Source organism: Pseudomonadota bacterium, from assembly GCA_023229365.1.
In the GTDB taxonomy this organism is placed as follows: domain Bacteria; phylum Myxococcota_A; class Polyangia; order JAAYKL01; family JAAYKL01; genus JALNZK01.
This window is the reverse complement of record JALNZK010000072.1, coordinates 1-12,150: the sequence shown is the minus strand read 5'-3', so window position 1 is coordinate 12,150 and position 12,150 is coordinate 1. Positions and strand designations below refer to the sequence as shown.

The following is a 12,150-nucleotide window of genomic DNA, read 5'->3' as shown; positions in this document are numbered from 1 at the left end:
GAAGCCGCACGGCGGGAGACAAAATAGCACGGTCGATTGTGGAAGAGGCGCGAATTCGCGTCCATCAGAGCTTCTCCGAGCTGTGATACAGTTCGCGAGGGATCGGGGAACGACGCGGAAGGAGGCTCGTGGTGGCTCGCGGTGTGGCGGAGGGTGCTCATGCGGGCCGTGAGCCGAACGGCCCGATCGTCCGGCTCGTCCTCGCGAGCCTGCTGGTGGCTTCGTGCGCCGAGTCGCCGGAGACCCCGTTCTCCAGGGACGGCGTCTCCCTGACCTGCCCCATGGGCTGGAAGATCACCGACGCGATGGACGTCGAGGGCATGGGCTACACGGTGTCGGTGGAGAAGGACGGCTTCTCGTCCAGCGGGCTCGCGGTGGTCACCTGGCTGAAGGTGCCCATGGAGGTCGGCGACTATATGGACCTGTACCGCAAGGAGCTCGCCACGAACATCATCTACAGGAGCTCGAACCTGCGCTTCACCGACGACGTGCCCGGCAGGTACGGCGCCTTCGAGACGCTCAGCTGCTCCTACGAGGCGAGCATCCTGGGCGTGCGCCACCGCGGTGCGCTGCACGTCTTCAAGGCCGGCGGCAGGACGTTCACCGTCTGCGTGCAGGAGGCGCTCGAGGACGCCGAGAAGAACCGGGCGGGGTTCGCGCAGATCGAGGCCAGTCTCGCGGTGGCGGAGTGAAGCAGGAAACGGGGCGGGGCGGATGTGGAACTATGTTCGTTGCGTCCGCAACGACGTGTAGCTCACGAGAATTCGGACTTCACGGGCCCTTCACCGTCCACTCCGTCCACTTGGTCCAATCCGTCCACCTCGTTTGCTCTCCGAGCCGTGATACAGTTCGCGAGGGGTCGAGCTTATGCGCATGAAAGCTCTTGTCATATTCAACCCTGCGGCAGGGGATAAAGAGAGGCAGCTACTGAGTGATGCGCTGATCCGCCATTTCACGGCAGGCCGCATCGAATACGAGGTGTACGAAACGCGCAAGGGGGATCAGCTTTCGGAAATCGTGCGTCGGCGTCTGAAGGAGGGCTTCGATCTTGTCATCGCCGCGGGAGGGGACGGCACGGTCTCCGCCGTCAGCGACAGCCTTGCGGGGAGCTCGATCCCTCTCGGCATCGTCCCCGCGGGGACTGCAAATCTGCTCGCAAACGAGCTCGACATCCCCGACGAAATAGATGCTGCCGTTGCGCTCATCGCCGGCGCGCACCGCACGAGAAAGATCGACACCATGCGAATCGGCGAGCGTGTGTACCTCCTCAACGCCAGCGTCGGCATCAGTGCTTCGGTCATCGGCGACACGACACGCAAGAGCAAAAGCCGTTTCGGGCGCCTGGCCTATCTCGGGACCGCCCTTCTCAAGGTGTTTTCGTCCAGGCCCCGATATCTTGTGGTCGAGGTCGACGGCAATGCGCACCCATATCGCGCTGTCGAGGTGACGATCATGAACTGCGGATTGCTCGGCAAAAAGCTCTACCCCAAAGGGCCGGAGCTTCTGATCGATGACGGACATCTCGGCGTCTGGATATTGAGCATGAAGACGATTTGGGGTTATCTCCGTTGCCTCATCGGAGTCGCCGTGGGCTGGACCGGGAATCGCGAGACGCACTTCATCAGGGCTGAGAAGACCGTCAGCATCCGGAGTAATATCCCGCTGCAGGTCCAGGCAGACGGAGACATGATCGGGACGACGCCGATCGACGCGACAGTGCTGCCGGGCGCGCTCACCGTGCTGGTACCCGAGAAGCCTGTGATAGCGTAGTAAGGAAGAGCCACAGGGGTCTGGCCGACCCCCGTCGGTTCTGACACAAGCTACCTGAAGTCCTGGACCGCCCAGACGGAGCCGTCGGGCGTCGTGTAGAAGCCGCAAGCGACCTCCGTGTAGGCCGGGTTCGTCATGTTGATGTAGTGGCCGTGCTCCTCATACGGCTCGCCCGGCCCTTCGTCCCACATCATCTGGAGGCAGCCCTCGATGACGTCGTCGTAGGACGGCCAGCCCGGGCACTCGTTCTGCGCGTTTTCGTCGCACTGCCCGAACGCGCCGTGGAAGACGCCGGTCTCGCTGTCCGACTTGGCCTGGTCGTCCGCGCACGGCTCGGCGTCGGCCCACCTGTCGAGCGGGGGCAGGTCGATCGTCGCGCGGAAGCCGTTGATCCGATCGACGCACGCGTCGCTCTGCGCGTCGAGCGGGCCGCGGCCGTCGCCGTCGTCGTCGCAGGCGACGAGGAGGGCGAGGCAGGCCATCGCCCCTACGAGCAAGAGGATCTTCTTTGTGATCATCACATCCAACCTCCCCCGGGATCACATCCCGTCGATGAGCGCGTTGAACCCCTGGATCAGCGCCTCGAACTCGGGCAGCTCGTCCTCGAACATCGCGCGCCAGTACTCGGGCGACCACTGCGCGTTCAGCTCCGCGAGCTCACGGCCCTGCTGCTCGATCCAGGTGAAGTACTTCAGGTTGTGGATCGCCTTGCGGTCCCAGTATCCGAGCTCCTTGAAGCTGTCGATCCCCTGGCCGAGGAGCGCACGCTGGAGGTCGCCGGCCGCGTCGCGCGCCGTGTACTCGCCGCCCGCCCGTTCCGCCTCCTCGAGCCGCGAGCCGTAGAGCTCCATCGAGTCCGTGAAGACGGTGAAGACGACATCGTCCTCATCGAGCTCGAAGTGCTTCGCGGTCTTGATGGCCGCGAGCAGGTTCCCGATGCTCGAGATGCCGAGGAGCGGCAGCTGCTCGACGACCGCCGCGTCCACGCCGGCGCGGGCGAGCTCGTCCCTGCCGGCGGGGGTGTTGAACAGCCGCATGAGGCGGATGCAGTCCGCGTCGTCGATCGCCGCGATCGCGTCGGTGTTGCGCACATTGTGTACCCACGGCACGTGCTTGTCGCCGATCCCCTCGATGCGGTGCCCGCCGAAGCCGTTCCGCAGGAGGGTGGGGCACTGCAGCGCCTCGCTCGCCACGGTGCGCGCGCCGCCGTGCCGCTTCTTGAGGTAGTCGCCGGCGGCGATGGTGCCCGCGGAGCCCGTGGCCGAGATGTACGCCGCGAGGCGCGTGCGCGGGGTCGCGAGCTCATCGTAGGCCTCCTCGATCGCCGGGCCGGTCACGTTGTAGTGGAAGATCGGGTTCCCGAACTCCTCGAACTGGTTGAAGATGACGTTCTTCGCGTCGGCGCGCAGCTCCCAGCACTTGTCGTAGATCTCCTTCACGTTCGACTCGCAGCCCTTCGTGGCGATCACCTCGGCGCCGATCTCTCGCAGCCAGTCGAAGCGCTCCTTCGACATCTCCTCCGGCAGGATCGCCACGGCCGTGCAGCCGAGCAGGGCGCAGTCGAACGCGCCGCCGCGGCAGAAGTTGCCGGTCGAGGGCCAGACCGCCTTGTCCCGGGTCGGGTCGAACGCGCCGCTCACGAGGCGCGGCACGAGGCAGCCGAACGCGGCGCCGACCTTGTGGGCGCCGGTGGGGAAGAACTTGCCGACGAGGCCGACGATGCGGGCGCGGACGCCAGAGAGCGCCTGCGGGATCTCGAAGCGGTTGACCCGGCCGTAGAGCCCGGTCGCGACGTCGTTCTTCCAGGTGATCCGGTAGAGGTTGATAGGATCGACGTCCCACAGGCCGACCGCGGGCAGCCGCGCGGTGACAGCCTTCGGGATCAGCGAAGGATCGCGCAGTTCGGCGAAGGTCGGGATGCGGATGCCGCGCTCCTTGCAGCGCTTCGCGGTCTTCGCGATGGTCTTCTCGTCGAGGCGGGGGATGATGCGTGACATGGGCTCTCTCCTTGTTCGGGTCAGTCGAGCGACAGCGCGTCCCTGCCCCTCGCGGAGATCTTCGCGAGCGCGAGCGCGGGGTCCTTCACCTTGGACGCGAAGATCATCGCGGCGATGACGAACGGCTTGAAACCGGCCTCGGCGTAGGTGTCGATGCGGTACTGCTCGAACACGTCCTTCGCGACCTCGCCGCGTTCGCACGACACGCCCGAGATGTCCGCCGGCAGGCAGTGCATGTAGAGCGCCGCCTTGCCCTTGGTCAGGTCCATCTTGGCGCGGTCGCACTCCCACGATTGGAACCTCGCGTTGTTGGCGAGGCACTCGCGCTCGAGCGCGGCGAGCCCGGGCTTGTCGCCCGCCTTGAGCAGCCCGGTGCGGCGCTGCATGACCGTGTAGGGCGCCCACGACTTGGGGTACACGACGTCCGCTTCTGCGAACGCGGCCTCCATGCTCGCCGCCTTCGTGAAGCTGCCGCCCGAGGCCGCGGCGTTCTCGCGCGCGACCGCCTCGACCTCCGGGATGAGGTCGTAGCCCTCGGGGTGGGCGAGGCTGACGTGCATGCCGAAGCGGGTCAGGAGGCCGATGATCCCCTGCGGCACGGACAGGGGCTTGCCGTAGCTCGGCGAGTACGCCCACGTCATGGCGATCTTCCGGCCCTTGAGCGCCTCGAAAGAGCCGAAGCGCGCCTCGAGCGCGAGCAGATCCGCCATGGACTGGGTCGGGTGGTCGACGTCGCACTGGAGGTTGACGAGCGTCGGGCGGCGGTGCAGCACCTTCTTCTCGAACCCCTCGGTGACGGACGCGGCGACCTCCCGCATGTAGGCGTTCCCCTCGCCGAGGAACATGTCGTCGCGGATGCCGATCGCCTCGGTGAGGAACGAGATCATGTTCGCGGTCTCGCGCACCGTCTCGCCGTGGGCGATCTGCGACTTCTCCTCGTCGAGATCCGAGACTCCGAGCCCGAGGGCGTTCGCCGCCGAAGCGAAGCTGAACCGCGTGCGCGTCGACTTGTCCCGGAAGATCGACACGGCGAGCCCGGTGTCGAAGATCCGGAAGCTCTTGCCCTGCCGGTGCAGCTCCCTGAGCGCCTTGGCGATGAGCGCCACGCCGCGGACGTCCGCGTCGCTCTTCTCCCAGGTGAGCAGGAAGTCCTCGCCGTAGGTGCCCAGGTGGAGCTCCTCGAGCGCCGCGATGATGTCGTTCGTCTTCTCGTTCATGTCCCGATCCCTCAATCCCGTTTTCCGCGCTCCGGCGGGTAGAAGGGCGACGCGGCCTCGATGGCGTCGATGATCTGCTGGTAGCCGGTGCAGCGGCAGAGGTTGGGCGAGATCGCCTTGCGGATCGCCTCGCGCGACGGGGCGGGGTTCTTGAGGAGGAAGCCGTGCGCGCGCAGCACCATCCCGGGCGTGCAGAAGCCGCACTGGATGGCGCCGTGCTCCACGAACGCCCGCTGGATCGGGTGCAGGGTGCCGTCCGCGTCCTCCATCCCCTCGATCGTCTTCACCGCCTTGCCGGCCACCTCGGAGACCTTCGTCCGGCACGCAAGCGTCGGCTTGTCGTCGACGAGCACCGTGCAAGCGCCGCAGCGGCCGATGCCGCAGCCGTTCTTCGCGCCCGTGAGCCCGAGCCGCTCGCGCAGCCACTCGAGCAGCGGCGCGCCCTCGTCCTTCGGATCGACCGCGCGCTCGACGCCGTTGACCGCGACTATCATCGCGCCACCTCGAGCCGCACGGGCAGGCGGAGGAACCGCCGCCCCGTCGCCCGCGCCAGCGCGTTCGCGATCGCCGGCGCCATGAGCTCGTTCGTGGGCTCGCCGATCCCCTTGGCGCCGCTCGGCGAGAGCGGATCGGCGTTCTCGACGATGATGGCGGTCATCTCCGGCAGGTCCTTGGCGCGCGGGATCGTGTAGCGGTCGAAGTTCTGCGCCTCGAGCGCGCCGTCGCGGGAGGCGGCGTCCTCGTGCAGCCCGTAGCCGATCCCCATCGCCATGCCGCCGTAGAACTGCCCGAGCAGGGCGGGGGGGTTCAGGGCGCGCCCGACGTCGTGCGCGGCCCAGGCGTGCAGGAGCCTGATCTTCCCCGAGCGCGCGTCCGCCTCGAGCTCGACGACCTGGGCGCCGTACACCCAGGTGAAGTAGGCGTTCCCCTGGCCGGTCTCCTCGTCCCAGGAGACCTTGGGCGCCTTGAAGGAGCCGAACGCGTACGGGTGCTCCTGCGCGAGGTACATCTCGCGCACCGCGTCGTCGAAGCCGATGCTCGCGCCGCTCTTCATGTCGCGCAGCGTCTCGTCCGCGAACACGACGTCGGCCGGGGCGCAGCCGAGCGCCCGGGACGCGACCGCGGCCATCCGGCCCTTGAGCCGGTCCGCCGCGTCGACGAGCGCGCCGCCGCCCATGAGCGTGCCCCGCGAGGCCACGGTCGTGCCGCCGTCCGGGATGTTGGAGGTCGACGCCATCCGGTACCGGACGCGGGCCTTGTCCACGCCGAGCAGACCGGCCAGCAGGAGCACCATGGCGCTCTCGGCGCCCTGGCCGTTCTCGTGGATCGCCACCTCGAGCAGGATCGAGCCGTCGCGCTGCACGTTCACGATCGCCGCGTTGAAGTCCATCCCCTCGGCGCCGAGGCTCATCCCGCGGGTGCTCATCGCGAGCCCGACGCCGTACAGGATGTCGCCCTCGCCGCGCGAGCAGCGCGCGAGCTTCTCCTCGAAGCGCGACGCGTCGAGCACGGCGTCGAGCACCTGGGGCAGGCTCACGACGTGGCCGTCGAGACGCTGCCCGGTGATCGTCGTCGAGCCCTGGCGCACCATGTTGCGCCGCCGGATCTCCACGGGCGAGATCCCGAGCTCGTCGGCCGCCATGTCCATGAGCTGCTCGACCGCGAAGTTCACCTGCGGCGATCCGAAGCCGCGCATCGCGCCGGTGAACACGTTGTTCGTGTGCACGCCGTACACGTCGCAGCGGACGGCCGGGACGTCGTACGGCCCGCAGCACTGCACGGTGGAGCGCCAGGTGACCCACGGCGTCACCGAGCAGTACGCCCCGGCGTCGGCGACGATGCGGACGCGCGCGCCGGAGATCCTCCCGTCCGCGCCGAACCCCACCTCGTAGTCGAGCGCGTAGGGGTGGCGCTTGTAGCTCTCGCGCATCGACCACTCGCGGTCGTAGGTCGTCTTGACCGGCCGGCCCGTGAGCGCTGCCGCGAGGGCGGCCCGGGCGCAGACGATCGCCGCCGTGTCGTCCTTGCCGCCGAAGCCGCCGCCCATGGGGACCGATCTCACCTCGACGTCCGCGAGCTTCGCGCCGAGCAGCGCGGCCACGAAGCGCCGAGTGGAGAACGGGTGCTGCATGCTCCCGTAGACCTCCATCACGCCGTCCTGGCGCGGGACGCAGAGCGCGGCCTCGGGCTCGAGGTACGCGTGCTCGACGCGCTGCGTCGTGAACCGCTCGCGCAGCACGAGGTGCGATCCCGCGAGCGAGGCGTCCGGGTCGCCCCGGCGCACCTTGTGGTGGTTCACGACGTTGGTGCCCTTGGCCTCGTGCACGAGCGGGGCGCCTTCGCGCAGCGCCTCCTCCGGGTCGGTGATCGCGGGCAGCGGCTCCTCATCGACGCGCACGAACGGGATCGCGGCGATCGCCTCGGCGCGTGTCTTTGCGACCACGAGCGCCACGACGTCGCCCCGGCTGCGGATCGCGTCCGAGACGAACATCGGGTAGTCGCGCTGGATCTGGCCGAAGACCGCCGTCCCGGGGACGTCCTTCGACGTGAGCACGCGCACGACCCCGGGACGCGAAGCCGCCTGCGAGACGTCGACGCCGCGCAGGCGGGCGCGGGTGTGCTCGGCGTAGACGGGGACCGCGTGCAGGGCGCCCTTGACCTCGAGGTCGTCCGTGTAGCGCGCCCGCCCGGTGACCTTCGCCTCGGCGTCGTTGCGCCACGCCTTGCTCATACCGCCCACCCCGGCTCTCCCAGAGGCCCGCCGGGGACGATCTTCCCGTCCCGCGCCGCGAGTGCTCCCCTCAGGTATACGCGATCCGCGCGCCAGCGCGAGCGCCATCCGGCGTAGGGCTCGTGCGCATCGACGATCGTCGATCGGATGGGCTCGGGCGCGGCGTCGAGGCGTGCCACGACGATGTCCGCGTCCGCCCCGACGCGCAGGCTCCCCTTCTTCGGGAAGAGCCCGGCGAGCTTCGCCGGGGCGGTCGACAGCATGCGCGCGAAGCCGCACAGCGCGCGCTCGTCGGCAGGATCGTCGAGCAGGAGCTCCCGGCAGAGCGGGGCGAGCGCGCCCATCCCGGCGAGGCCGCTCGGGGTCTCGCGCACGTCGCGCCCGGCGCCGACCGCCTTGTCCGCGCGCGAGAAGGCGCAGTGATCCGTGGCGATCAGATCGAACGCCCCGGAACGCGCGAGCTCGAGCATTTCCGCCCGCATCCCGGGGCTCCTGAGGGGCGGCGAGCAGAGGTAGCAAAACCCGTCCGGGCCCGCGAGCTTCGACTCGTCGAGCGCGAGGTACTGCGGGCACGTCTCGCAGGATACGGGCAGAGCGGTCGCCGCCTTGCGGATCAGCCGGGCCGCCGCCGGCGTGGACACGTGCACGATGTGCAACCGCCCGCCCGTCTCCCTGCAAAGAGCGATCGCCGTCTCCACCGCCCGAAGCTCGGCCTCGGGCGGCCTCGCTCCGGTGTGCGTCCGCGCGTCGGACCAATCGAGCGCGGGGTCGGCCGCGGCCCGACGCAACGCCGCGTCGTCCTCGCAGTGCAGGAGAACGACGAGATCGAGCTCGGCCGCGCGGCGGAGCACGCGTTCGACGATCGCAGCCTCGGCGAGCAGGCCGGCCTCGGCGTACGTCGTGTACAGCTTGACGGTCTTGTGGCCGCGCGCCGCGAGGATCTCGAGGGATCGCCACGCCTCATCGTCCCAAAGCGTGGGCGTGACGTGGAGCGCGTAGTCGCAGCGCGATCTGCCCCGCGCCCGCGCGAGCGCCGCGTCGACCGCCTCGACGACGGACGCGGAGCCGTCGTGTCGCTGGGTCGCGAACGCGACGAGCGACGTGACGCCCGAGGGCAGGGCGGCCGCCGAGCCGGTCGCCCAGGTGTCGGCGAGCGCGAACGGCCCGATGCGATCGTCGATGTGGACATGAAAATCGATGAGGCCCGGGAGGACGTAGGAGCCGGTGCAGTCGATCCGCGTGGCGCCGGTTCCTCCCTGCGCGGACGCGCCGACCTCCGCGATGCGGCCGTCCCGCACGACGATCGTTCCGACCTCGGCGCGATCCTCGAGCACGAGCGTGCCGCCGCTGAGGACGAGGTCGGTCAACGCTTCCCCTCGGCGGAGCCGGGCATCTCGATGCCGCGCATCGCGGCGTCGACGTCCTTCAGCCCGTGGCCGGTGACGAGCGCGACGACGCGCTCCCCGGGGCCGACGTGATCGCGGATCTTCTCGAGCCCGGCGATCGAGGCCGCAGCCGCCGGCTCCGCGAAGACCCCCGTCGTCCGCGCGAGCGTCCGCTGCGCCGCGAGGATCTCGTCGTCGGTCACGGTCACCGAGAGGCCCCGGCTCTCCTCCACGGCCCGCTTCGCCATGTGGGCGTTGCTCGGCGCGCGCACGGAGATCGAGTCCGCGATCGTGCGCGGGCTCGCGGCGTTCGAGTAGACGCCGGTCGTGACGTAGCGGTGGATGGCGTCCGACGACTCGGCCTGCACGCACACGAGCCGCGGCGGCCTCGCGATCGCGCCGAGGCGGTGCAGATCCGCGAACCCCTTCCACACGCCGGAGATGATGACGCCGTCGCCCGCGGGCACGACGACCCAGTCGGGCGCCTCGCCGAGCGCCTCGGCGATCTCGAGCGAGACCGTCTTCTTCCCCTCGATGGTGAGCGGGTGGTACGCGGTGTTCCGGTTCAGTCCGCCCCGCTCCGCGGTGTGCGCGATCGAGAGCGCGAAGGCGTCGTCGTACGTCCCGTCCACGAGCCGCACGTCGGCGCCGTACAGCACCATCTGCACGAGCTTGGCCCGCGGCGCGGCCCTCGGGACGTAGATCACGGCGGTCCGGCCGGCGGCCGCGCACACCGCCGCGAGCGCCGACGCCGCGTTGCCCGTCGAGGCGGCCACGATAGTCTCCTCGCCGAGCCGGATCGCCTCGGCGACCACGAGAAACGACGCCCGATCCTTGAGCGAGCCGCTGGGATTCTGTCCGTCGTTCTTGATCCACAGATCATCCAACCCGAGCTCCGCCCCGAGTCTCGGCGCCGGGAAGAGCGGGGTCCGGCCGACAGGGAAGGGCGGGTGGAACCTGGGCTCCACGGCGCACAGGAGCTCTTCGATGCGGCCGCCGGCCTCCAGGCGATCCGCGATCGCCGCGAAGTCGAAGCGGGCCTCGAGCACGCCCTCGAGCGGCGCGCCTGGCGCCCACGAAGCGGAGCAGCTCGGGCAAAGGTAGCGGACCGCGTCGCGCGCGTAGACCGCGCCGCAGCCGGTGCACGCCCACTCGAAGAGGGCGCCGCTCAACGCGACGCTCCTATCTCCGCGACGAGCGCCGCGTAGAACGCCGCGGCCTTCCAGAGGTGATCGACCGGGCACGCCTCGTTCGGCGCGTGCGCGAGCACCTCGTCGCCCGGCCCCATGCCGATGCACGGGATGCCGTGCAGGCCGCGGATCGCCACGCCGTTCGTGCTGAACGTCCACTTGTCGACGCGCGGCTTCACCCCGAGCACGCCCTCGTACGCGGCGAGCGCGTGCGCGAGCCACGGCGACCCCTCCTCGAGGGTCCACGTGGGGTAGTACTTGTCCATCGGGTAGGAGAGGCCGGTGTACGCCTTCTCCTCGTAGACCGGCACCTTCACCTCCGCGTCCGGGTAGCCCGCGCGGGCGGCGGCGTCCCGCACCTCGGCGATCGCGCTCTCGCGGGTCTCGCCGGCGGTCAGGCGGCGGTCGAGGTAGAGGCGCGCGTAGTCGGCGACCGCGCACTGCGAGGGCGAGCCGGTGACGAGCTCGGAGACGGTCACGGTCCCCTTGCCGAGGAACGGGTCGTCCTTGAGGCGGCCGTTCAGCTTCTCGATCTCGAGCGCGATGCGGGCGATCTTGTAGATCGCGTTGTCGCCTCGCTCGGGGGCGGAGCCGTGGCAGGAGACGCCGCGGATCTCGACGGTCAGCTCCATGCGCCCGCGGTGGCCCCTGTAGACGTTCAGGTTGGTCGGCTCGGTGATGACGACGAGATCCGGGGCGAGCTTCTCCTCTTCGATGAGGTAGTGCCAGCACAGCCCGTCGCAGTCCTCCTCCATCACGGTCCCGGTGAACCAGACCGTGAGGCCGTTGCCGAGCCCGAGCTCCCGGATCAGCCTGCCGGCGGCGAGCATCGACGCCATGCCGCCCTCCTGATCCACCGAGCCGCGGCCCCAGACCTTCCCGTCCGCCACGCGCCCGTCGAACGGATCGAAGCGCCAGTTGGCGCGCTCGCCGGGGTAGACCGTGTCGATGTGCGCGTCGAACGCGATGGAGCGCTTCCCGTCGCCGATGCGGCCGACGACGCTCCCGAGCCCGTCGAGGCGCACCTCGTCGAAGCCGTCCCGCCGCATCTTGTCCGCGATCAGCGCCGCGACCTCCTTCTCCTTCGTGGAGAACGACGGCACGCGGATCATGTCGCACAGATCCTCGGCGATGTGCGGCGCGAGCGCCTCGGCCCGCGCGGCGATCTTCCCGTACTGGTTCGTCATGGTGTCATCTCCGAAACGCGTTTCCAGACCGCCTCGGCCGCGACCTTCGCGGCCTCTAGGACCTCGGCCTCGTCGACGCCGCGCACGGCGCCGTTCTCCACGACCGGCGTGCCGTTCGCGTAGACCCAGGCGGCGAGCGGCGCGGGCGCGAGGCCGTAGAGCAGGTGCCCGGCGAAGCTCCCGCCGTCGACCGGCGTCGGCGAGCGGTAGTCGAAGATCGCGAGGTCGGCCGGCGACCCCTCGACGATCCGCCCGACCGGGCGGCCGAAGAGCGCCGAGATACGGCCGGACGGGTTGTCGAACAGCATCCTCGATGCGAGCGCGAGCGGATCGCGACCGCCCTTGCCGAGCCCGGCGTACGCGAGGAAGGCGAAGCGCGCCGCCCCCGGCATGTCCGAGCTCATGCCGTCCGTGCCCAAGAGGAGGCGCTCGAGCGGCACCCTGTCGAGGTCCGCGTAGCCCACCGCGTTGTTGAAGTTGGACTCGGGGTTGTGGATCACGAACGCGTCCGCGGCGTCGAGCAGCGCGAGCTCCTCGTCCGCGAGGTGGACGCAGTGGGCGAGGAGGCTCCCGCGGCGCAGGACGCCGAGCTTCGCGAGCCGGTCGAGCGGCCCTGTGAACCCCTCGGCACGGGCGTGCGCGAGGTCGCAGCGGTCCTCGGCGACGTGCGCGT

At 69.9% G+C, this 12,150-nt stretch carries 11 protein-coding genes; 2 read left to right on the top strand and 9 right to left on the bottom strand.

Going from position 1 to position 12,150, the window contains the following annotated elements; translation table 11 throughout:
* Positions 1-131: 131 nt before the first annotated feature.
* Positions 132-692, top strand: coding sequence for a hypothetical protein (locus M0R80_21570; protein MCK9462225.1), 561 nt, complete (start codon positions 132-134; stop codon positions 690-692).
* Between the two features lie 181 nt (positions 693-873).
* Positions 874-1,770 (top strand): diacylglycerol kinase family lipid kinase, encoded by an 897-nt coding sequence (locus tag M0R80_21565; GenBank protein MCK9462224.1) that lies wholly within the window; start codon positions 874-876, stop codon positions 1,768-1,770.
* Positions 1,771-1,820: 50 nt separating this feature from the next.
* On the opposite strand, the gene M0R80_21560 is transcribed toward M0R80_21565, so the two are convergent.
* The 9 genes from M0R80_21560 to M0R80_21520 all read right to left on the bottom strand — a co-directional run.
* Entirely contained in the window at positions 1,821-2,288 is a 468-nt protein-coding gene (locus M0R80_21560) for a CAP domain-containing protein (protein ID MCK9462223.1), read from the bottom strand.
* A gap of 21 nt (positions 2,289-2,309) precedes the next feature.
* Complete coding sequence (locus tag M0R80_21555; GenBank protein ID MCK9462222.1) at positions 2,310-3,767, bottom strand: pyridoxal-phosphate dependent enzyme; 1,458 nt, start codon at positions 3,765-3,767, stop codon at positions 2,310-2,312.
* 20 nt (positions 3,768-3,787) lie between these two features.
* The gene (gene ygeW, locus M0R80_21550) at positions 3,788-4,984 is read right to left on the bottom strand and encodes a knotted carbamoyltransferase YgeW (GenBank protein ID MCK9462221.1); all 1,197 of its coding nucleotides are present in this window, start codon (positions 4,982-4,984) and stop codon (positions 3,788-3,790) included.
* 11 nt (positions 4,985-4,995) lie between these two features.
* Complete coding sequence (locus M0R80_21545; protein ID MCK9462220.1) at positions 4,996-5,478, bottom strand: (2Fe-2S)-binding protein; 483 nt, start codon at positions 5,476-5,478, stop codon at positions 4,996-4,998.
* Positions 5,475-7,715 (bottom strand): xanthine dehydrogenase family protein molybdopterin-binding subunit, encoded by a 2,241-nt coding sequence (locus tag M0R80_21540; protein MCK9462219.1) that lies wholly within the window; start codon positions 7,713-7,715, stop codon positions 5,475-5,477. Before M0R80_21540 ends, M0R80_21545 begins: the two co-directional genes overlap by 4 nt.
* Entirely contained in the window at positions 7,712-9,082 is a 1,371-nt protein-coding gene (locus M0R80_21535) for an amidohydrolase family protein (GenBank protein MCK9462218.1), read from the bottom strand. The genes M0R80_21540 and M0R80_21535 overlap by 4 nt, the downstream gene beginning before the upstream one ends.
* A complete protein-coding gene (gene thrC, locus M0R80_21530; GenBank protein ID MCK9462217.1) occupies positions 9,079-10,272 on the bottom strand; it encodes a threonine synthase in 1,194 nt (397 codons plus the stop codon). The genes M0R80_21535 and thrC overlap by 4 nt, the downstream gene beginning before the upstream one ends.
* The gene (locus M0R80_21525) at positions 10,269-11,477 is read right to left on the bottom strand and encodes a YgeY family selenium metabolism-linked hydrolase (protein MCK9462216.1); all 1,209 of its coding nucleotides are present in this window, start codon (positions 11,475-11,477) and stop codon (positions 10,269-10,271) included. Before M0R80_21525 ends, thrC begins: the two co-directional genes overlap by 4 nt.
* Positions 11,474-12,150 (bottom strand): amidohydrolase family protein (locus M0R80_21520; GenBank protein MCK9462215.1); only part of this gene is annotated, 677 nt, incomplete at its 5' end. The genes M0R80_21520 and M0R80_21525, both read right to left, overlap by 4 nt.

Coding starts and splice junctions, on each gene's coding strand:
- M0R80_21560 (MCK9462223.1), bottom strand. CDS start 2,288: ATGATCACAAAGAAGATCCTCTTGCTCGTAGGGGCGATGGCCTGCCTC.
- ygeW (MCK9462221.1), bottom strand. CDS start 4,984: ATGAACGAGAAGACGAACGACATCATCGCGGCGCTCGAGGAGCTCCAC.
- M0R80_21555 (MCK9462222.1), bottom strand. CDS start 3,767: ATGTCACGCATCATCCCCCGCCTCGACGAGAAGACCATCGCGAAGACC.
- M0R80_21545 (MCK9462220.1), bottom strand. CDS start 5,478: ATGATAGTCGCGGTCAACGGCGTCGAGCGCGCGGTCGATCCGAAGGAC.
- M0R80_21565 (MCK9462224.1), top strand. CDS start 874: ATGAAAGCTCTTGTCATATTCAACCCTGCGGCAGGGGATAAAGAGAGG.
- M0R80_21540 (MCK9462219.1), bottom strand. CDS start 7,715: ATGAGCAAGGCGTGGCGCAACGACGCCGAGGCGAAGGTCACCGGGCGG.
- M0R80_21525 (MCK9462216.1), bottom strand. CDS start 11,477: ATGACGAACCAGTACGGGAAGATCGCCGCGCGGGCCGAGGCGCTCGCG.